The organism is Hydrogenobacter sp. T-8 (genome assembly GCF_011006175.1).
GTDB lineage: Bacteria > Aquificota > Aquificia > Aquificales > Aquificaceae > Pampinifervens > Pampinifervens florentissimum.
The window spans coordinates 499,746-518,031 of record NZ_CP048795.1 but is presented as its reverse complement, the minus strand read 5'-3'; the positions used below and the strand labels follow the sequence as shown (position 1 = coordinate 518,031).

At 45.1% G+C, this 18,286-nt stretch carries 22 protein-coding genes; 6 read left to right on the top strand and 16 right to left on the bottom strand.

Features of this window, described 5'->3' with window-relative positions; genetic code table 11:
- Positions 1-22: 22 nt before the first annotated feature.
- From G3M65_RS02985 to G3M65_RS02975, 3 genes are read left to right on the top strand one after another with little or no spacing between them, the layout of a single operon-like run.
- A complete protein-coding gene (locus G3M65_RS02985) occupies positions 23-376 on the top strand; it encodes a roadblock/LC7 domain-containing protein (protein WP_173833130.1) in 354 nt (117 codons plus the stop codon).
- Between the two features lie 6 nt (positions 377-382).
- Entirely contained in the window at positions 383-1,075 is a 693-nt protein-coding gene (locus tag G3M65_RS02980) for a DUF4388 domain-containing protein (RefSeq protein WP_173833129.1), read from the top strand.
- Positions 1,075-1,623 carry a GTP-binding protein gene (locus G3M65_RS02975; protein ID WP_173833128.1) on the top strand — a complete coding sequence of 183 codons (549 nt, stop codon included), beginning with the start codon at positions 1,075-1,077 and terminating at the stop codon, positions 1,621-1,623. The genes G3M65_RS02980 and G3M65_RS02975 overlap by 1 nt, the downstream gene beginning before the upstream one ends.
- Here the strand turns inward: G3M65_RS02975 and argC are convergent.
- The 4 genes from argC to G3M65_RS02955 are packed head-to-tail and all read right to left on the bottom strand — an operon-like array spanning position 1,620 to position 3,970.
- Entirely contained in the window at positions 1,620-2,642 is a 1,023-nt protein-coding gene (gene argC, locus G3M65_RS02970) for an N-acetyl-gamma-glutamyl-phosphate reductase (protein ID WP_173833127.1), read from the bottom strand. The two genes, G3M65_RS02975 and argC, sit on opposite strands and share 4 nt — an antisense overlap.
- A complete protein-coding gene (gene rpsI, locus G3M65_RS02965) occupies positions 2,627-3,067 on the bottom strand; it encodes a 30S ribosomal protein S9 (RefSeq protein WP_173833126.1) in 441 nt (146 codons plus the stop codon). Before rpsI ends, argC begins: the two co-directional genes overlap by 16 nt.
- Positions 3,064-3,498, bottom strand: coding sequence for a 50S ribosomal protein L13 (gene rplM, locus G3M65_RS02960; RefSeq protein WP_173833125.1), 435 nt, complete (start codon positions 3,496-3,498; stop codon positions 3,064-3,066). The genes rpsI and rplM overlap by 4 nt, the downstream gene beginning before the upstream one ends.
- 49 nt (positions 3,499-3,547) lie before the next feature.
- A complete protein-coding gene (locus G3M65_RS02955) occupies positions 3,548-3,970 on the bottom strand; it encodes a DUF1122 family protein (RefSeq protein WP_173833124.1) in 423 nt (140 codons plus the stop codon).
- 19 nt (positions 3,971-3,989) lie between these two features.
- Between G3M65_RS02955 and G3M65_RS02950 the strand changes: the two genes are divergently transcribed.
- Positions 3,990-4,355 carry a TraR/DksA C4-type zinc finger protein gene (locus tag G3M65_RS02950; protein WP_173833123.1) on the top strand — a complete coding sequence of 122 codons (366 nt, stop codon included), beginning with the start codon at positions 3,990-3,992 and terminating at the stop codon, positions 4,353-4,355.
- Entirely contained in the window at positions 4,348-5,574 is a 1,227-nt protein-coding gene (locus G3M65_RS02945) for an aminotransferase class I/II-fold pyridoxal phosphate-dependent enzyme (RefSeq protein WP_173834653.1), read from the top strand. Before G3M65_RS02950 ends, G3M65_RS02945 begins: the two co-directional genes overlap by 8 nt.
- Positions 5,575-6,146: 572 nt before the next feature.
- Here the strand turns inward: G3M65_RS02945 and G3M65_RS02940 are convergent.
- The 9 genes from G3M65_RS02940 to mtnA are packed head-to-tail and all read right to left on the bottom strand — an operon-like array spanning position 6,147 to position 13,182.
- A complete protein-coding gene (locus G3M65_RS02940; RefSeq protein ID WP_173833122.1) occupies positions 6,147-6,788 on the bottom strand; it encodes a ComF family protein in 642 nt (213 codons plus the stop codon).
- Positions 6,785-7,459: a RadC family protein gene (gene radC, locus G3M65_RS02935; RefSeq protein WP_173833121.1), complete on the bottom strand. Its 675-nt coding sequence runs from the start codon at positions 7,457-7,459 to the stop codon at positions 6,785-6,787. Before radC ends, G3M65_RS02940 begins: the two co-directional genes overlap by 4 nt.
- Positions 7,446-8,675: a hemolysin family protein gene (locus G3M65_RS02930; RefSeq protein WP_173833120.1), complete on the bottom strand. Its 1,230-nt coding sequence runs from the start codon at positions 8,673-8,675 to the stop codon at positions 7,446-7,448. Before G3M65_RS02930 ends, radC begins: the two co-directional genes overlap by 14 nt.
- Positions 8,663-9,478: a peptide chain release factor N(5)-glutamine methyltransferase gene (gene prmC, locus G3M65_RS02925; protein ID WP_173833119.1), complete on the bottom strand. Its 816-nt coding sequence runs from the start codon at positions 9,476-9,478 to the stop codon at positions 8,663-8,665. The genes G3M65_RS02930 and prmC overlap by 13 nt, the downstream gene beginning before the upstream one ends.
- Complete coding sequence (gene secG / locus G3M65_RS02920; protein WP_173833118.1) at positions 9,387-9,722, bottom strand: preprotein translocase subunit SecG; 336 nt, start codon at positions 9,720-9,722, stop codon at positions 9,387-9,389. Before secG ends, prmC begins: the two co-directional genes overlap by 92 nt.
- 8 nt (positions 9,723-9,730) lie before the next feature.
- A complete protein-coding gene (locus tag G3M65_RS02915) occupies positions 9,731-10,387 on the bottom strand; it encodes an ABC transporter ATP-binding protein (protein ID WP_173833117.1) in 657 nt (218 codons plus the stop codon).
- Positions 10,380-11,489, bottom strand: a complete 1,110-nt coding sequence (locus G3M65_RS02910; protein ID WP_254426300.1) for an FtsX-like permease family protein — start codon at positions 11,487-11,489, stop codon at positions 10,380-10,382. Before G3M65_RS02910 ends, G3M65_RS02915 begins: the two co-directional genes overlap by 8 nt.
- Positions 11,490-11,542: 53 nt before the next feature.
- A complete protein-coding gene (locus G3M65_RS02905; RefSeq protein WP_173833115.1) occupies positions 11,543-12,235 on the bottom strand; it encodes a PilZ domain-containing protein in 693 nt (230 codons plus the stop codon).
- Positions 12,232-13,182 carry an S-methyl-5-thioribose-1-phosphate isomerase gene (gene mtnA, locus G3M65_RS02900; protein ID WP_173833114.1) on the bottom strand — a complete coding sequence of 317 codons (951 nt, stop codon included), beginning with the start codon at positions 13,180-13,182 and terminating at the stop codon, positions 12,232-12,234. Before mtnA ends, G3M65_RS02905 begins: the two co-directional genes overlap by 4 nt.
- Before the next feature lie 78 nt (positions 13,183-13,260).
- Between mtnA and G3M65_RS02895 the strand changes: the two genes are divergently transcribed.
- Positions 13,261-14,631 carry a hypothetical protein gene (locus tag G3M65_RS02895; RefSeq protein WP_173833113.1) on the top strand — a complete coding sequence of 457 codons (1,371 nt, stop codon included), beginning with the start codon at positions 13,261-13,263 and terminating at the stop codon, positions 14,629-14,631.
- A 4-nt stretch (positions 14,632-14,635) separates the two neighbouring features.
- On the opposite strand, the gene secD is transcribed toward G3M65_RS02895, so the two are convergent.
- Genes secD through G3M65_RS02880 form a run of 3 tightly spaced genes read right to left on the bottom strand, consistent with a single transcriptional unit; the run spans position 14,636 to position 18,273 of the window.
- Entirely contained in the window at positions 14,636-16,129 is a 1,494-nt protein-coding gene (gene secD, locus G3M65_RS02890) for a protein translocase subunit SecD (protein ID WP_173833112.1), read from the bottom strand.
- Positions 16,130-16,145: 16 nt separating this feature from the next.
- On the bottom strand, positions 16,146-17,192 hold the full coding sequence (locus tag G3M65_RS02885) for a 3-deoxy-D-manno-octulosonic acid transferase (RefSeq protein WP_173833111.1): 1,047 nt from the start codon (positions 17,190-17,192) through the stop codon (positions 16,146-16,148).
- On the bottom strand, positions 17,173-18,273 hold the full coding sequence (locus G3M65_RS02880; RefSeq protein WP_173833110.1) for an inositol-3-phosphate synthase: 1,101 nt from the start codon (positions 18,271-18,273) through the stop codon (positions 17,173-17,175). Before G3M65_RS02880 ends, G3M65_RS02885 begins: the two co-directional genes overlap by 20 nt.
- Positions 18,274-18,286: the final 13 nt, after the last annotated feature.

Here is an 18,286-nt window from a genome sequence, read left to right as displayed (position 1 = left end):
AATTCTTAAGGAGGAGGGAAATATGGATAGATATACTCAGGTTTTACAGGAACTGATAAGAAACACAGGTTTAGAGGGTGCATCCCTGGTGTCCGCAGATGGATTGCCCATAGCATCGGTCCTCAAACCGGGCATGGAGGAGGACCGAATAGCGGCGATGAGTGCCGCAATACTCTCCTTGGGTGAAAGGGTCTCCGAAGAGCTGGCAAAGGGTAATCTGGAACAGATAACCATTAAAGGACACGATGGATATGTTATCCTGACGGGAGTGGGAAAGGACGCGGTTATGGTGGTTCTTGCGGACAACAACGCCAAGCTGGGTCTCCTGCTCATGGAGATAAGGAAATCTCAGGATAAACTCAAAGGGATGTTATAAAGGGTTATGGCTTTAACGGGAGACCTTAAAACTTTTAACTTTGTGGACATCCTCCAGATAATAGCCAAAGACCGAAAGAGCGGAATACTTCTCGTAGAATGGAAGGACATAACAGTAGCCTACTATGTGAAGGATGGGGAAATAATCTTTGCGCGTCCAGTTGACAGGGTTTTCAGAGTTTACGCAGAGAGGGACTTTGACCTTCTAATAGAAAAGCTCCGTATATCAAAGGAAAACCTTTTTAGAACAGTGCAGAGATTTCTGATTGAGAGGCTTGACATGAAAGAGGGTGTATTCTCTTTCACACCCGGTTTTGTTAGATACAACTCCAACTATTCAGTAGTCTATCCCGTGGAGAACATAATAATGATGGCTTCTCGGACCCTCACTCCAGAGGAAGTTGAAAGAAAGATATCCGATGAGCTGATCCTATTTGAACCCGTAGAAGGTTCTGAAGAAAGACTGAAGAGGGTAGAGCTCACTCCAGAGGAAAGGAAGGTTTTTTCTCTCGTGAATGGTGAAAGGACGGTATACGACATAAGGAAAGACTCTGGACTTGAAAACCTTACAGTAGACAGGGCTCTTTATGGATTTCTTGCCCTCGGAGTTATAAAAAGGAAGAAGAAAGAGAGAAAGCAAAAGCCTTCCATAGCCCTAGACCTTCTCATGAAGATAATAGAGAGGATACGGGAGCTGTGATGAGGACTATAAAGAAAATAAAGATAGTAATTGCTGGACCCTTTGCGGCGGGCAAGACGCAGTTTATAAATACAGTTAGTGAAATAAAAACCGTCAAAACAGAACGAAAAACACAGGCGGTTGGTGAAAAGAACGTGAAAGAATACACCACCGTTGCTATGGACTTTGGAAAGATTCGCATAGACGATGAGCACGAGCTGTATCTTTTTGGCACGCCGGGTCAGTCAAGGTTTGACTTCATGTGGGAGATACTGGGTGAGGGTGCTCTTGGGATAATAATACTTGTAGACAGCACAGACCCTTCCACCTTCCATGAGGCGAGAAGGATAATAAACTTCTTCCAATCGCGCTTTCCAGTTCCCATGGTGGTAGGTGCTAACAAACAGGACCTACCGAATGCGTGGCCACCAGAAGATGTGGCCTCTGTCCTTGATATAAGTGAGGATGAAGGTATACCAGTATTGCCTGTCTCTGCCGTTGACAAAGAGAGCGTCAAGCGGGTACTTCTTGCCCTGCTTGAGATAATAAAAGAAGAGCTATCCGCTTAGGGAAAGTCCGCAAGCCCCTTTAGTGCTAAAGTTTCCTCAAATCCCATCATAAGGTTAAAGTTCTGCACCGCTTGAGAAGATGCACCTTTGCCCAAGTTATCTATAACGCTTATAACTTCAAGTATGGAGGTTTCTCTGTGGTAGTGTAGGTATAAAAGGCAATAGTTAGTGCCTACCACGTGTTTAATGTGTGGAGGCTCTTGAGAAATAAATACGAAAGGCTCTCCTTCGTATGTTTCCTTATAAAGGCTAACAAAGTCCAGCTCTTCACATCTTGTATATACCTTTGCCATCATTCCACGCACTGCAGGTATCACCTGTGGTGTAAACCTCAGCTTAATATCCTTACCATACACCTTCTGAATAACATACTCCATCTCAGGAGTATGTCTGTGCTTTTCCACAGAATAGGCAAAGGCGTCTCCTTCCATCTCTGGGTAGTGAAACTTCTGATTTGTTTTCCTACCAGCACCAGAAACCCCAGAGAGGGCGTCAACGATAATAAAGTCTATTTCAATACCTTCTCTTATGAGCGGATACAGAGCAAGCAGGGTGGCGGTGGGATAACAGCCGGGGTTTGCCACAAGCTGGGCTTTTTTAATATGCTCCCTGAAGACCTCTGGCAGTCCATAGACAGCCTTATCCAAAAGCTCCGGATGAGTATGCTCAAAGCCATAATACTTAGGATACTTGCCCTTATCCCAAATCCTGTATGCACCAGAGAGGTCTATAACCCTTTTGCCCCTTTTGAGAAGCTCTGGCACAAGCTCAAGGGAAGTTTCATGAGGAAGGCAAAGAAAGGCTATGTCAAAGTCTTCTTCAGGTTCATTGGTTAGGGCTATAGAACCCAAGGGAGTAGGAAGAAAGGAAGGAAAGACCTCAGAGAGCCTTTTCCCTGCGTAAGATTGAGAGGTTAAGGAAACTATCTTAACATATGGATGCTCCAAAAGTATTCTTAAGAGCTCAACTCCAGTATACCCTGTCGCGCCATAAACGCATACCCTTATCTCTTGCTCCATCTGTAGGCTTTTCTTGCCTTCATAAGACCGTATTTCTTCCTCTCCTTTTCCCTGGCATCCCTTCTGAGAAGTCCTGCCCTCTTGAGGGTAGGTCTTAGGTCTGGGTTGTATTTGAGGAGAGCCTTTGCAATTCCATACATTATGGCGTCCGCTTGACCGCTTATACCCCCACCGCTCACGGTGGCGTATATGCCAAACCTTCCTTCAAGACCAGTGAGCCTTATGGGGTGTAAAACCTTGTGATAGAGGGTTTCCCTCTGAAGATAGTCCTTTAGAGGATATTCCTTTCCGCTTTCCTTGACCTTTACTATCTGTTTGTCTGTGCCCCTTATGAGCCAAACCCTTGCCACGCTCTCCTTTCTTCTACCAGTGCCATAGTAGGCGTTGTCAAAACCTATTTTGAAGTCCTTCAGCTTTAGGCTCATGCTTCAACCTCCAAAACCTTAGGCTGTTGTGCCACATGTGGATGTTCAGAGCCAGTGTATATTTTGAGCCTTTTCAGCATCCTGTGTCCCAGCCTGTTTTTAGGAAGCATCCTCTTGACTGCAAGCCTTATCACTTCTTCGGGCTTGTTTTCCAACATCCAAGCGAGGCTTCTCTCCTTGAGACCGCCAGGGTAGTTGCTGTGGAAGTAGTATTTTTTCTGCTCAAGCCTTTTGCCGGTGACTACCAACTTGTCTGCGTTAAGCACTATCACAAAATCTCCACAGTCCACGTCAGGCTGGTAGTAGGGCTTGTGCTTGCCCATCAAAACCCTTGCTATCTGGGAGGCAAGCCTGCCCAGGACCTTGCCCTGAGCGTCCACAACCCACCAGCTCCTTACCACATCCTCTTTTCTAACATGGTAGGTTTTCATCCTCTCTTCTCCTTTAAGGGCTTTCAGGAATTACTTATTATATCACAAATCACCTTTCCGCCTGCAACTTATAGCCCCCTTCCATCCAACCCTCCGGGTAATACCAATCTCTAAAGGACCTGTAGCCTAAGGCTCTTAGTTTTGAGCCGAGCCTTGTCTCTTGTGGCTCTTTGCCTGCCTTTAACTCCCTTAAGGTTTGAGTGTCTTCGTAGTATTCCACAAAGACCCTTCTGAAGTATTTTGCAAGTATGCGGTATAGTTCATCCTCAAGAGGAGAGCCGAAGAACTCTGGCTCTATATGGAAAAGCTCCACCCACTCTTTCCAGTAGGGTCTTCTGCCGTAAAAGGCTTTTATGAAAAGTAGTCTTCTGCCATCCTTACCTACGCTTATGTTTTCCTCTTCCGCAAACCTGCCACCTTCAACTTTGAGAAGTTGAAAATGCGTAGCTAAATCTTTTTTGAAAGCCTCCATGGTCTATAATTATAAGATTATGCATCACCTAACTCCAGAACAGATAGCGGAGCTAAGGGAAGACCTCCTAAGGATGAGGGAGAGGATAATAAAGTATGCGGAAGAGCAAATAAGAGACCCCTCAAACGTTTCCTTTGAGGGTGGTGACGAAATAGACAGGGCAAATATAGAGACTGGAAGGTATATAAGCCTACAGAGGATAAAGACCAGAGAGCTAAAGCTCCTGCGTAAGATAGACTATGCACTTATGAAGATGGAGCAAGGCACTTACGGCATATGCGAGAGCTGTGGAGCTCTTATACCCTTTGAAAGGCTAAAGGCAAGACCAGTAACCACCATGTGTATAAATTGCAAAGAGCTTGAAGAGGAAGGAGAACATGAGTGAAAGCTGGATGTTTCCAAGGGTAAGCAGACTTCCCAAGTATGTCTTTGCCATGGTCAACGAGCTAAAGTATAAGCTAAGGCGCGAGGGAGAGGACATTGTGGACCTTGGTATGGGAAACCCAGACCTTCCACCCGCTCCACACATAGTGGAAAAGCTCTGTGAGGTAGCAAGAAGAGACAACGTGCATGGCTATTCCGCCTCAAAGGGTATTCCAAGACTCAGAAAAGCCATATGCGACTTTTATCGTAGGAGGTATGGCGTGGAGCTTGACCCAGAGAAGGAAGCCATACTCACCATAGGGGCAAAGGAGGGCTACTCACATCTTATGCTTGCCATGCTTGAGCCTGGCGATACGGTGCTCGTTTCTAACCCCACCTACCCCATACACTACTACGCACCCATAATAGCAGGCGGTGATGCCATATCTGTTCCCATAATACCTGACGAGGGAGAGGATTTTGAAGAGAGCTTTTTAAGAAGAATTCACGACACACTTAGAGGCTCTTTTAGAAAACCAAGGGCTATAGTGCTTAGCTTTCCCCACAACCCCACTACCCTCTGCGTAAGCCTTGACTTTTTCAGAGAGGTGGTAGGGTTGGCAAAAAGAGAAGAAGTTTGGCTTATTCATGACTTTGCCTATGCAGACCTTGGCTTTGACGGATACGAACCTCCCAGCATACTTCAGGTAGAAGGTGCAAAAGAGGTGGCGGTTGAGCTCTATTCCATGTCAAAGGGCTTTTCTATGGCAGGCTGGCGGGTTGCCTTCCTTGTGGGAAACGAGGTGCTCATAAAGAACCTTGCACACCTTAAGAGCTACCTTGACTATGGTGTTTTTACCCCCATTCAAGTTGCCTCCATAATAGCCCTTGACAGCCCCTATGAAATAGTGGAGAAAAACAGGGAGGTCTACAGGAAAAGAAGGGATGTGTTGGTAGAAGGGTTAAACCGCATAGGATGGCAGGTGGATAAGCCAAAGGGGAGCATGTTTCTCTGGGCAAGGATACCCTCTTGGGTGGGCATGAATTCCTTGGACTTTTCCCTATTCCTTTTGAGAGAAGCTAAGGTAGCGGTATCTCCTGGCATAGGCTTTGGTGAATACGGCGAGGGCTATGTGAGGTTCGCTCTTGTGGAAAACGAACATAGGATAAGGCAGGCGGTAAGGGGTATAAAGAGGGCATTTGAGAAGTTCACGCAGAGGGTATTGGAAACTAATCACTGAAACAATAGAAATCTCTTGACAAATATAGAAGTTAGGCATAAGCTATAGGGAGGTATGGAGACTTTTCAAAGGGAGCGTAATGCTCAATGCCTACAAATAAACCAATAGCTGTAGGAGAATATCCTCAATATGCTAACAAGGGAAAACAAAATAAACTCCTTACACTCCTCAAAGAATACAGAAAAACCGCACATATAATAGCAAAATACCAATAGTCTGTCTTTTTTGCAGAAGCCAAGTTTGACAGATACGCAGATATAAAGCACATCCAAAGCAAACTATCTGAGAGATACAAACAAACATGCCTATGGCAAGTGGTATCAGTCCTTGAAAGCTGGACTTCTAACCTCGCAAATAGATTTAGACAAATAGTCATTAACTTAACTATTAAAACAGCTTTTAGAGTAGGCTTTTTCGGAGAAGAGGAACTATTTTTAGACATGCTTGAAGACAGAAACCTTATATCTCATATTATATACAGCGAAGAAAGAGAGCAGGAAAGTGTTTGAGAGGATAAAAGATATCTATACAGGAGTTCTTGAAGAATTTATAAAAAACATACAAAACTTCTTCTAAGCCTTTGCCACAAAGTAAGCGTGCACTTCGTCCGCTCCTGCGGACATGAGCAGGTATGCAAGCCTTCTTATGGTGGAGCCAGTGGTAAGAAGGTCATCCACCACAAGAACCCTCTTACCCTCAAGGAAGTCCACAAACTCCTCCCTTAGCCTATAGCCCAAGACCGCCTTTTCCCTTTCTTCTGCCTCAAGCCTGGCGAGCGGAGGACTGAAGTCTATTCTTTTGAATACCTCCATGTATGGCACGCCCGCCCCCTTGAGTATATACTCCATATGGTTAAAACCCCTACTCCATAGCCTTCTGAGGTTCAACGGAGGGAAGGTTATAAGGTCTGGCTCAAGCTCCTGTATGTATTCCCATAGATGACCTCTTATGATATGCCCCAAAGAGAGGGCAAGGGATTTGGAGTTTCTAAACTTTACACTATGGATGACCTCTCTGAGAGGGCCCTCATACAAACCAAAGACCCTGTAGGAAAACACGTATTCAATCCTCTCTGAGTAATCCATGGGATGGTAGGAACTTATGGAACCAAGGCACACATGGCACACAAGCCCCTGAGACTTGCCTATAAAGGGCTTGCCACAGTGGAGACATCTTTCTGAAGATAGTCCAAGCCTTTGTAAAAACCCTATCACATATAACCCTCCCTTCTAAGAGAGATGTAGCCCTTTTTGTTTATTATAAGGTGGTCAAGAAGTTCAAAGCCCATGAGCTGACAAGCCTCTCTTAGCCTCTGGGTGAACTCCACATCTTCTCTTGAGGGTTTTAGCTCACCCTTTGGGTGGTTATGGGCTATGAGTATGGAGTGGCATGCGGTGTGTATGGCATGGTAGAGCACATCCTTTGGCTCTGCGTGCAGGACATTCATCCTCCCTATGGCTATTATCTCGTGGGCTATGGGCTTGTTGGTGGGTGCAAGGTATAGGGCAATAAGATGCTCCCTCCTTTCGTCCACCATGTTTTTCAAAAACCTGTATGCGTCCTCTGGGTTGTTTATGAAAATGCCCTCATAGGGGTCGTTTATCCTCTTGGCAAGCTCTATTATTGCCTTTATCTGGCAAGCCTTTGCCTCCCCTATACCCTTAAAGCTCCTTGCAACCTCCTCCGGAGACATTTTGCCGAGCCTTTGCCAGCCCAGGCTTACTATCTCCCTTGAGAGGCTCAAAACATCCATATCTTTGGTGCCAGAGCCAAGGATAATGGCAAGCAGTTCTTCCTCTGTGAGGCTCTCCGCCCCTATCCTAAGCATCTTCTCCCTCGGCTTTAGGTCCTCTGGAAGCTCCCTTAGGGGTCTATTCTGATACATGTCCTTCTATCCTTACCTTTATTATCCTTCGCTCGTCCCGTTGGAGCACCTTAAAGCGGTATCCCTCGTATTCTACCACCTGCCCCTTCTCAGGAATCCCCCTTAGATTGAAGGATAGAAAACCGCCGAGGGTTGTGTAGGGACCCTCTGGAAGTTTTACGTTTAGAAGTCTCTCCACCCTTTCCTTTTCTACACTACCGTCCGCTATCCATATGTCCTTCTCTATCTCCACTATGTCCTCCTCTTCTTCAACTTTGCCTTCGGAGAGACCCCCTATAAGGTAGCTCTGAAGGTCATCCCATGTGATTATGCCCAGAAGGTTCCCTCTCTCGTCTACCACCACACCCATCTGCTCTTTACTCCTTTTGAAGAACTCAAAGACTTTGTCAAGGGTTGTAAACTCTGAAAAGTAATGGACGGGTCTTATAAGCTCCCTTATGAGCCTTGCATGCCTGCTTTGCACTAGGTCAAAAAGGTCCACATAACCCACTATTTGGTCAACCCTTCTTCTGTAAACGGGAAGTCTCCTATATTGGCTTTCTTTCATCAGCTCCATAACCTGCTCAGTGCCAGCGTTTTCCTCCACCATGACCACCTCCTTTATGGGTCTTATCTCTTCTGTGGCAAAGAGGTCCCTCATGGTTATGCTACGAAGGGCTATGCGCAGGCTCTCTTCCCTGACTGCGGTCCCTTCCAAGAGCCTTATAAGGTCTTCCCTATGTAGTCTTTCCTGATATTTTTCCTTGAGTGTCTTGGTGATAAGCCTGCTTACCGCTCTCGCTAGGGTTAGAAGGGGCTTCGTGAAGGTTTTTAACTTACTCAGAACCCAAAGGGATGGCAGGATTAGTCTCTCCGCATGTTTTTGAAACAGGCTTTTAGGAAGCAGTTCCCCAAGGAGCAGTGTAAAGACCACAAGACTTGCGGAAAAAATTACTTCAAAGCCCCTTATAAAGGTCAGATAGTCAGATAGTTTTATAACCGCCAATGTGTAGAAAGTGGAGGCAAAGACTATGCTAAACGTGTAGCCGAGCATGGTGAGAGTTACGTATTCTTCTGGGTTTTCATAAAAATCCCTCAGAAATTCCTGCTTTGTCCTTCTGTATAGGTTCATAACCCTTCCCTTATCCACACTCACAAGGGCTATTTCAGACCCTGCAAAAAATGCTTCAAGCAGGACAAAGAAAAAGACACCAAGAAGGAAACCTAAGATTTCCATCCTAACATTACCCTTTCCTGTCCTGAGTAATCTTTTAATATATCCACCATAAACCCCTTTTCTTCGAAGAGTCTTCTGACCGCCTCTCCCTGGTCATGACCTATCTCAAGAGCTATAAGCCCCTCAGGTTTAAGATAGTCTCTGACAGCCTCTGATATTCTTTCATAGAATTCCCAACCCTTTTCTCCACCTATGAGGGAAGTATAGCCCTCAAGTCTTACTCCCTTTGGAAGTCTCTCCCAATAGCCTTTTGGGATATAAGGTGGGTTTGAGACTATCAGGTCAAAGGGATAGGGTTTTAGTGGTTTGAAAAGGTCTCCTGCAAAAAGGAGAAGTCTATCTGAAACCCCATGTCTAAGGGCATTTCTCTTTGAAAGCCTTAGTGCATTCAAGTTTATATCTCCCCCAATCATATGGAGCATAGACCGCTCGCATAACAGGCTTATACTTATGCACCCCGTTCCCACACCCAACTCAAGACCAAGCATTGGCTTACTTTTGGGAAGTCTTTTGAGGACTTCTTCCACAAGGATTTCCGTCTCCGGTCTTGGGATAAGGACACCCTCTTTCACAAAAAAAGTCCTTCCATAGAAGTCCCACTCTCCCAAAATATACTGAATGGGATATCCTTCCTCAAGCCTTCTGAGGTTTTTAAAGAACCCCTCTTCTACCTGTGGAGGAACTTCAAGGTCTTGCATAAAGTAAAGCTCCTTATGGCTTACCTTCAGAAGGTGTGCCAAGAGGAGCTGTCTGTCCCTGAGGGGTGCCCTGCTGGGTCTGGATAGGAGGTCTCGCACCCTCATCTCTTATAAGTGAACTCTTCTTTGAAGGATGGGTGAGGGCAAGAAGGATGGCTATCGCCATCAGTGAAAAGCCAAGCCAGTAAGTTATCTTCGTAAGGATCGTATCCACGCCACCAGGTCCAAAAACGCCCTGTCCCATTCCACCAAAAGCAGTGCCCACATCCCCTCTGCTTCTTTGCATAAGCACCACCACGATGAGCAAAAGGGCAATTACGATAAAGACTGTAAGAAGCAGGTAATACATGACTAATATTATACAAGTTCTCCATCTTTTAGCCTATAGATTCTATCAAAATAAGGCTTTAGTTCCTCGTTGTGGGTTGCCACAAGAAGCGTAAGCCCCCTCTCTTCTCTCAGTTTGAGGAAAAGGTCAAAGATCCTTTTGCCCTCCGCAAGGTCAAGGTTGCCCGTAGGCTCGTCCGCAAGCAGAATCTTTGGGTCAAGCATTAGAGCCCTTCCAATCGCAACCCTTTGCTGTTCACCCCCTGAGAGTTGGCTTGGTCTGTGCTTTAGCCTGTGAGAGAGCCTTAGATATTCAAGTATTTGCAATGCTTTCTCCTGTGGTCTTTCAACGCCAGCCAACTGCCCTACAAGGGTTAGGTTCTCTAACACGTTAAAGTCCTCCAAAAGGTAGTAAAACTGGAAGACAAAACCTAAGTGCTTCTGTCTGAAGGAGGCAAGCTGGTCTTCATCCATAAGGTGTATGCTATGGTCCATAATGTAGACCTCTCCATCTGTGGGTTTTTCAAGCCCAGCGGTTATATGAAGGAGGGTGCTTTTGCCTGAGCCAGAGGGTCCCATAAGACCAATTACCTCCCCTTCAAATACCTCAAGACTCACATTCCTAAGGGCTTCCACTTTGTTCGGATAAACCTTCCAAAGGTTTTTTATCTGTATTATGCTATTCATTCCTCAAGACCTTTACTATACTTTCCCTTCCAGCTCTGTAGGCGGGGAGAAGGCTTGCCAAAAGAGAAAGAAGCACCGCACCCAAAAGGGTGAAGATAAGGTCAGTAAGCTCAAAATGAACGGGTACATGTTCCATGAGATACACATCCGCTGGCACTCTAATAAGTCTGTATTCGTTTATAAGGTAGCCTCCCATAAGTGAGATTAAGAAGCCTACAAAAGCTCCAGAGACACCCAGCATAAGACCCTGAAGAAGAAATACAAAGACCACCTGTTTTCTCTTTAGACCAAATGTTCTTAAAACCGCTATGTCTTTTACCTTTTCCTTAACCTTCATAAAAAGGAGGCTTGTTATATTAAAAGATGCTATGACTATCATGAGCATAAGGACAAAGAATATACCTACCTTCTCAAGCTGTAGGGCATTAAAAAGAGGCTTGTTAAGGTCTATCCATGAACGCACAATGGCTATGTCTCCGAGTTTTCTTTCTATTTCTTCCTTTACCTGCTGGGCTTTGTAGGGATCTCTAAGGTATACCTCATACCCAAGGAGCTGGTAGCTATTCCCGAAGAAGTCTATGGCAACCCTTTTGTCCATAACTACTGTGGCGTAGTCTTGGTCAAACACTCCCTTTTGGAATATGCCTCCCACTTTGAAGGTTCTGGCTCTCGGGATTATACCAAAGGGGGTGCGTGTTCCCATGGGAGAGACCAACATCACCTCATCCCCTACATTGAGCCCGAGTATGTCCGCAAGACCCCTGCCTACGAGAATACCATCTTTTAGGCTTAGCCCGTATATTTGATAAGCCTCCTTTGGCTCAAGGGCTTTTACGCTAACGCTAGTTAACCTCCCTCCTTTGGATATGAGACCGTTGTAAAGTATGAGAGGATAGACCCTTTTTACCCCAGCCACCTTGCTTATGATGGTAGCGTGCTCCTTACCCTCTTCGTGGCTTAGGAGACTGACTATTATGTGTGGTGATGCGGAGAGTATTTTTTCTCTTAGAGCATACTGAAAGCCAGCAAAAACACCCATAGTAAGGAGAAGGGCACTTACACTCAAAACAACCCCAAAGAAGGCTATTAGAGAAACAAGCAATGTTGACCCTCTGCTGGAAAGCAAATATCTTAAAGAGAGGCTGAAAACCGGCATCATATTGATTTTAAGTGTTCCAGTATCTCCCTCTGCCTTCGTATTATGTATTGCCTTATCCTCTTGGTCTGGTCTTCTTTAAGGTTAATCTTAAAGCCGAGCCTCACATACAAATCTCCTTCTCTGCTTATTATGTTTTTTAGCTCTCCCTTTGCCCTTACCCTTCCTTCCTTAGGAAGCTCTATCTCAATCTCAAAAGGAGTATGTATTTTAGATACGTCCGTCGCTATATGCGATAGAATATCTATCAACCTTTTTGTATCCTCTTTGCTGAGCAAGACACCAACCCCAGACTCGCTTATGTCAGCGACCTTTACTCTTACCACACAGTTATCTTCAACGCAGAAGGATGCGTAAACAGGTTCATTTTCTGTAGGCTCAACTCTTATGAACTCTCTAAGCACCACCGGTGGGGCTGGCACTGGCGCATCAACTTCAAGAACCAGCTCATCTCTGATATTGCTAAAAACCTTGCATATAAGAAACAGCTCTCTGACCTTTATGTAAACTGGAACAGTGTCTGAAAAAACCTGCCTAAACTTACAGTCCTTAAAATCAAAGCTCACAAACCTTTCCTGATGTGATACCCACCTAACTGGGAGCTTCACTCTTATGGGTATTTCCTTCCACGATGTAACCACTTCACAATACCTTTCCCTCTCCAGTTCTTTGAGTATGTCTGTCACTGTCATAGTTTTATTATACCTTCCTCAGTTATTATGGCGGTTATGTTCTCTGGTGGAGTTATGTCAAAGGCGAGGTGAAGGGCAGGCGAATTCTCAGGAGCTACGGGAATACCCTTTATAAACTTCACCTCCCTCTCGCTCCTCTCCTCTATGACTATGCTATCTTCAGTAGTATAACCCCGGTCAAAGGTGGACTTGGGTGCTACCACATAAAAGGGTATTCCATGAGCTTTTGCAAGCACTGAGAGGGCGTATGTTCCTATCTTGTTTGCCACATAATAATCCTTAGTTATCCTGTCCGCACCCACTATGACACAGTCCACCATGCCCCTTTTCATAAGAAAGCCTGCAGTTGAGTCTGTGATAATGCTATGGGGTATATTCTCCCTAAGAAGCTCCCATGCGGTCAGCCTTGAGCCCTGAAGATATGGTCTTGTCTCGTCAACCCATACAAAGATATTCTTTCCTGCGTAGTGGGCTGACCTAATAACACCAAGGGCTGTGCCCCAGCCAGCGGTTGCCAGAGCACCCGTGTTGCAGTGGGTTAGCACTCTCGCTCCGTGTGGAATGAGAGACTGACCTATTTCTCCCATTCTTTTATTGGCTTGGTAATCTTCTTCTTCTATGGCTCTTGCTTCTGCCTCTATATCCTTTCCTTCTTCAAAAACCTTTTTCATTCTATCAAGAGCCCAGAAAAGGTTGTATGCGGTTGGTCTTGTATTTTTGAGGGTTTCATAGACCTTTTCAGGGTCTTCTCCGGACCTAACGCCAAGGACAAAGCCGTAAGCGGCTACGCATCCAATAGCGGGTGCTCCCCTTACAGCCATGTCCCTTATAGCTTGAGCAACCTCCCTGTAATCTTTCAGCCTAAGCCATACTTCCTTTTCAGGAAGCTCTCTCTGGTCCAACAGTTCAAGAGCATCACCCTTCCAGTAAAAAGCCTTTACCTCCATACTTAAAATAAAATATATAAATAGACTTGTCAAACTCAAAATAATGCTTATAATTAAATCGCATCGGCGGAGGGGAAAATGGAGGAGAAGATACTGGAAGTAGCCCCGCAGAGTGTAGAACTAACTTATAAGGCTTTTTTTCAATACACTACCCCCTCTTTTGAGGATGCCCTCCTTGAGGCTCTTGAAGAGGTGATACCAAACAAGGAAAAGGTGAAACAAGACTTGGGTATTACAGAAGAAGTGTTTTTTATACCTATTCCTATGGGTGTCATATATCCAGAGGAAACTATAGAAAAACAACCTAATGAAAGTCTATTGGAGATACCGAAGGGTCAAAGCAAAACCAATGTTGCAGATAAACAAACAGTGCGGATTTTGGGAAATCAGCTTATATGGAAATCAGACACATCATGGACCGTTCCTTTCATTATTGAATCAGAAGGATTACAAAGTTTAACTAATGTAGATATTCAAGCAAAAAAGAGCGAAGCAGAGCATCTACGAAGAATTGAGCAATCTGAAGAAGTGTCTGAGATGTTTGTCTATATGGAAAAGCCTACTATAGAACCCAAAGTCATCCACAAAGTTCAGGAGAAGAACGTTGACGCTTTCAAACAGTTTATACCACAGGTTCAACCCGAGTTTGTTGATAGGGTAAACAGATCAGAGATGGCAAGACTCCTCCCCTATCCTGCTCCAGAAACCTCTGTGCCTTTTGAGGGGTTTTATGAGTCCTCTGATTTCAGTGATAGCCCTAAGGTCAAGGAAGACCTCCAGCTTGGAAGAGAAACCTTTAAGAATTTTCCTGAGATAAACTACAGAGAGCAAAAGGCAAAAGAGGAACAGAGCAAACCCATTCTAACACCTGGCGGATTTGAAGAACCTCAAAGACAAGACAAAATAAGTTTCACAAAGGCTCAGATTCTCCTTGATGAATTTCCTCAAAAGGATCCTCCACAGGTCAAGGTGTTAGTTTATGCTGATGAAGAAAAAGAAGGCGAGAAAAAACACATGGCGGATAGAGAATCCCCTGACCTAATACTGACAGACGGGCACAGCAGGAGTGTAAAACCGCAGATTGATAAGGCACAGCAGGTAGAAAGGATTGAAAGACCTCAGCCCACATACTTTCACGAGCCAAAGCATGTAAACCTTCATCTTGAAGAGGGTAGTGTAAAGTTTACGCTTTTCGGCGATAGGCTCAAGCTGTTTATAAACCTGAAGGAGGATTTTTACAGACAGCCCACAGCCTTGGATGTTCAAAGACTTGTTCAATCCCTTCAAAACCTTGGTTTAGACCTTGAACTGCTCAGGTTCAACGGTAGCAACCTCTATAGCTCAGACCACAGACAGGGTTCAAAAAGGGATACCAGGGAAAAATTGAACAACCCATCCATATCTGAGCTTTCAGAAGATGTAAAAGGGAGCTTTAGCCTCTATCTTTAGAGGCCTATACCTTGAAAAATTTCAGTTTGCTTAATAGTTCAAGCAAAACCTTGGCAAAGTATACATTGGAAATGAAAGAGGCTATCGTCCCTATAGTAAGGGTGGTGGCAAAGCCCTTTACAGGACCGCTTCCAAACTGGAAGAGTATTAGAGCTGCAACAAGAAGGGTTATATGCGTGTCCCATACCGCACTCAGAGTTCTCCTGTAGCCCAGTTCAATGGATTTTCTGACGCTGTTGCCCAACCTTAGCTCTTCCTTTACCCTCTCAAATATGAGCACGTTTGAATCTACCGCTATGCCCATGTTGAGTATTATGCCTGCGATGCCCGGTAGGGTAAGCGTGCCACCAAGAAGCACGAGACCAGCCCAGAGCATCAGAGCGTTAAGGATTATGGAAAAGGTGGCGGTAATGCCCGCAGTTTTGTATCTGCCTATCAAAATCGCCACAAGGAGTAAAAAGCCCGCTACACCAGCCTTTATTCCCTGTTCTATGGCATCCCTTCCCAAGGACGGACCAACCACGACCTCTTGCAAGAACTGAACCTTTGTGGGAAGAGCACCAGCTCTTAGCACTATTGCGAGCTCTTTTGCCTCTTCTGGTGTGAAGTTTCCGCTTATCTGACCCCTGTCGCTTATCCTACTTCTTATGACCGGTGCGGATATTACCCTTTTGTCAAGCACTATGGCAAGCCTTCTGCCGATGTTTTGCTCTGTAGCCCGCGCAAAAACCTCTGCACCTTTGCCCGTTAGCTCAAAGCCCACCGCTGGCATGCCAAACTCGTCGGTGGTGGTGTAGGCGGTCTTTAGGTCTGCCCCAGTTACCACAGGAAGTTTTTCCAAAAGAAACCACTCATTGCCCGTTTGGTCTGGTAAAAGCTCATAGTCCTTTGTGAGCTTTTCTTGGAGAGCCTCTCTCGGTCCAGCCTCCACCACCAGCTTTAGCTCTAAAAGTGCAGTCTTTCCCACTATAGACTTTGCCCTTTGAATATCTAATACACCGGGAAGCTCCACCAGTATTCTGTCCGCACCTATGCGCGTTATAACAGGCTGGACTACACCAAGTTCGTCAATTCTTTTGCGAAGCACCTCTATGGTCTGATTTAGCACACCATTTTTGAGTTGTTCCAGTTCTGTGTCTTTGAACCTTATAAGCACCTCACCCTTTTGTCTTCCTGCCACCGTAAACCTTGGAAACTCCTTCTCAATTAAGGAAACAAGTTTTGTATAATGCCCCTCATCAAGAAGTTCTATCTTTATGCCTTCCTTACTCGCAACTACATCAAGGACCCTTATCCCCTCCTCCCTGAACTTTTGTTCCATGTCTTTTGAAATCCTTTCATACTCTTGCTCAAGGCTGTAGTTCATATCGGGCTGGATAACCATAGATATGCCACCCTTGAGGTCAAGACCGAGGTTTATGGGTCTTAGCAATACTACCGCTACAGAGAAGGAAAGTATAAGTATTAAGAGCAGAAGGTTAACTTTCAAATCTTTCATGTCTAACGGAAATATTTTACAAAACTTTTTCCAGAAAGGCGTTTAGATGAAACAGATAGCATTCGAGGACTTTCTCCCCGTGTTCCTTTAGTGTGGTGTGTTTTTCAGTATCTTCTTCTGTAAACAGTCTTAATACGGTCTTGTATAACTCCTTTTCGTCTCTAACACAAAAGCCGAGCCCAATCTTTTCCAAAAAAGCTCTAAGCTCTCCTACCTTGTGCGTATACGGTCCGTAAAGCACGGGCTTTCCAAAATAGGCAGGTTCAAGGAGGTTATGCCCTCCTACAGGGACAAGCGTTCCACCCACAAAGCTAACCTTTGCGTATCTATACAGTGAAAAAAGCTCGCCAAGAGTATCAAGCACAAGCACATTCCATCCTTCTTCTTCCTTACTTCTTAAACTTGCCCCCAAGTTTTGAAAAAGCCTTAAGACTTCTGTAGCCCTGCTTATATGTCTTGGTGCTATTAGGAGCTTGACCTCTTTGAGTTCCTTTAAAAGCCTTTCGTATACCCTTTTTATGACCTCCTCTTCCCCCGGGTGGGTGCTACCTGCCACGAGGAGTTTTGAAGTTTCCAACTTTATCTCTACAGGTGGTGGTTCTTCAAAGACAAATTTAAGATTGCCACAGGCAAACACCTCAGATATTCCGTAAGACCTAAACTTCTCTGCATCCTTCTCTTCCCTCGCTAATATTAGAGAAAACCTTTTGGACAATAGCCTTTCTAACAGACCTCCCTTTGTATAGGCGTTTAGCCAAACCTTTGGAGCTTTGGTTGATAGAAGGAGAAAGGGCCAGAGTTCCCTTTCCATAATTAGAATAGCACTGGGTTTTATCCTTTTTTCAAAACTTTTCACAAAGGGTGGAAGGTCCAGTGGTAGCCTATAGAGTTCATGAAAGTAGCCCTTGCCCTCTTGGCTTTGTAAATACCTTTTCGCCCGTGGAGAGAAGTAGGTAAGGGTTATGTGATGGTCTTTATAAAGCCTCTTGAGGAGTGGCTTTGCGGTGTTAAACTCTCCTACGCTTGCGGTGTGAAACCAGAGCCTACCTTTCCCTCTTTCCACTTATAAACTCTTCCACCATTTTCCTTGCCTGCCAGTCAGGATACTGCACCGGAGGATGCTTCATGGTGTAGGCACTTATGGAGTATAAGGGTCCACCTATGCCCCTGTCTCTGGCAAGTTTACAGCACCTTATGGCATCTATCATAGAACCTGCACTGTTTGGAGAATCTTCTACGTCCAGCTTTAGTTCCACATACATGGGCACATCGCCAAAAAGCCTTCCTTCAATGCGTATATAGGCTATTTTTCTGTCCTTTAGCCAGGGGACCCAGTCAGAAGGTCCTATGTGGATGCTGTAGGGGTCCATCTCGTAGGGGATAAGAGAGGATACCGCCTGAGTTTTTGAGACCTTTTTTGTCTTTAGCCTTTCCCTCTCAAGCATATTAAGAAAGTCTGTATTTCCACCAAAGTTTAGCTGGTATGTCCTGTCAATCTTTACCCCTCTGTCAAGGAAGAGTTGAACCAAAGTCCTGTGGACTATGGTTGCACCCACCTGAGACTTTATGTCATCCCCTACAACAGGAATGCCTGCCTTTTCAAACTTCTCCGCCCATTCTGGGTCAGAGACTATAAAGGTAGGCATACCGTTTACAAAGGACACTCCCGCCTCAAGGCATGCCCTTGCGTAGAACCTTGCCGCCTCTTCAGAGCCAACTGGAACATAGTTTATAAGCACATCCGCATTTGTTTCTTTCAAAATCCTTACCACATCCTCAAGCTCGTCCTCCTTTTCTTCAGAAAGCACAAAGCTCCTTTCTGGAGGGTAGTTTGCCATATGACTTGCGTATCCGTCCAAAACTTTGCCCTTTCTAACTATAACGCCTGTCCTTGGCACGTTTGGCTCAAAGACTGTAGTGCAATTGGGCTGTGAAAATATGGCTTCAGAGATGTCCTTCCCCACCTTTCTGGCATCAATATCCCATGCGGCAACCACCTCAATATCCCAGGGCTTATAACCGCCCACATCCTCAAACATTAAACCGCTTACATCCTCTTTGTGTCTTGCATAGTAATGGATACCTTGGACAAGGCTACTGGCACAGTTTCCTACGCCCGCTATTGCTACTCTTATTTTTGGCATATTAACCTCCGCA

Coding starts and splice junctions, on each gene's coding strand:
- G3M65_RS02915 (WP_173833117.1), bottom strand. CDS start 10,387: ATGAATAGCATAATACAGATAAAAAACCTTTGGAAGGTTTATCCGAAC.
- G3M65_RS02955 (WP_173833124.1), bottom strand. CDS start 3,970: ATGGAGGCTTTCAAAAAAGATTTAGCTACGCATTTTCAACTTCTCAAA.
- G3M65_RS02975 (WP_173833128.1), top strand. CDS start 1,075: ATGAGGACTATAAAGAAAATAAAGATAGTAATTGCTGGACCCTTTGCG.
- rpsI (WP_173833126.1), bottom strand. CDS start 3,067: ATGAGCCTAAAGCTGAAGGACTTCAAAATAGGTTTTGACAACGCCTAC.
- G3M65_RS02950 (WP_173833123.1), top strand. CDS start 3,990: ATGCATCACCTAACTCCAGAACAGATAGCGGAGCTAAGGGAAGACCTC.
- G3M65_RS02880 (WP_173833110.1), bottom strand. CDS start 18,273: ATGCCAAAAATAAGAGTAGCAATAGCGGGCGTAGGAAACTGTGCCAGT.
- radC (WP_173833121.1), bottom strand. CDS start 7,459: ATGTATCAGAATAGACCCCTAAGGGAGCTTCCAGAGGACCTAAAGCCG.
- G3M65_RS02905 (WP_173833115.1), bottom strand. CDS start 12,235: ATGACAGTGACAGACATACTCAAAGAACTGGAGAGGGAAAGGTATTGT.
- argC (WP_173833127.1), bottom strand. CDS start 2,642: ATGGAGCAAGAGATAAGGGTATGCGTTTATGGCGCGACAGGGTATACT.
- prmC (WP_173833119.1), bottom strand. CDS start 9,478: ATGAGGGTGCGAGACCTCCTATCCAGACCCAGCAGGGCACCCCTCAGG.
- G3M65_RS02945 (WP_173834653.1), top strand. CDS start 4,348: ATGAGTGAAAGCTGGATGTTTCCAAGGGTAAGCAGACTTCCCAAGTAT.
- secD (WP_173833112.1), bottom strand. CDS start 16,129: ATGAAAGATTTGAAAGTTAACCTTCTGCTCTTAATACTTATACTTTCC.
- rplM (WP_173833125.1), bottom strand. CDS start 3,498: ATGAAAACCTACCATGTTAGAAAAGAGGATGTGGTAAGGAGCTGGTGG.
- secG (WP_173833118.1), bottom strand. CDS start 9,722: ATGTATTACCTGCTTCTTACAGTCTTTATCGTAATTGCCCTTTTGCTC.
- G3M65_RS02930 (WP_173833120.1), bottom strand. CDS start 8,675: ATGGAAATCTTAGGTTTCCTTCTTGGTGTCTTTTTCTTTGTCCTGCTT.
- G3M65_RS02895 (WP_173833113.1), top strand. CDS start 13,261: ATGGAGGAGAAGATACTGGAAGTAGCCCCGCAGAGTGTAGAACTAACT.
- mtnA (WP_173833114.1), bottom strand. CDS start 13,182: ATGGAGGTAAAGGCTTTTTACTGGAAGGGTGATGCTCTTGAACTGTTG.
- G3M65_RS02985 (WP_173833130.1), top strand. CDS start 23: ATGGATAGATATACTCAGGTTTTACAGGAACTGATAAGAAACACAGGT.
- G3M65_RS02980 (WP_173833129.1), top strand. CDS start 383: ATGGCTTTAACGGGAGACCTTAAAACTTTTAACTTTGTGGACATCCTC.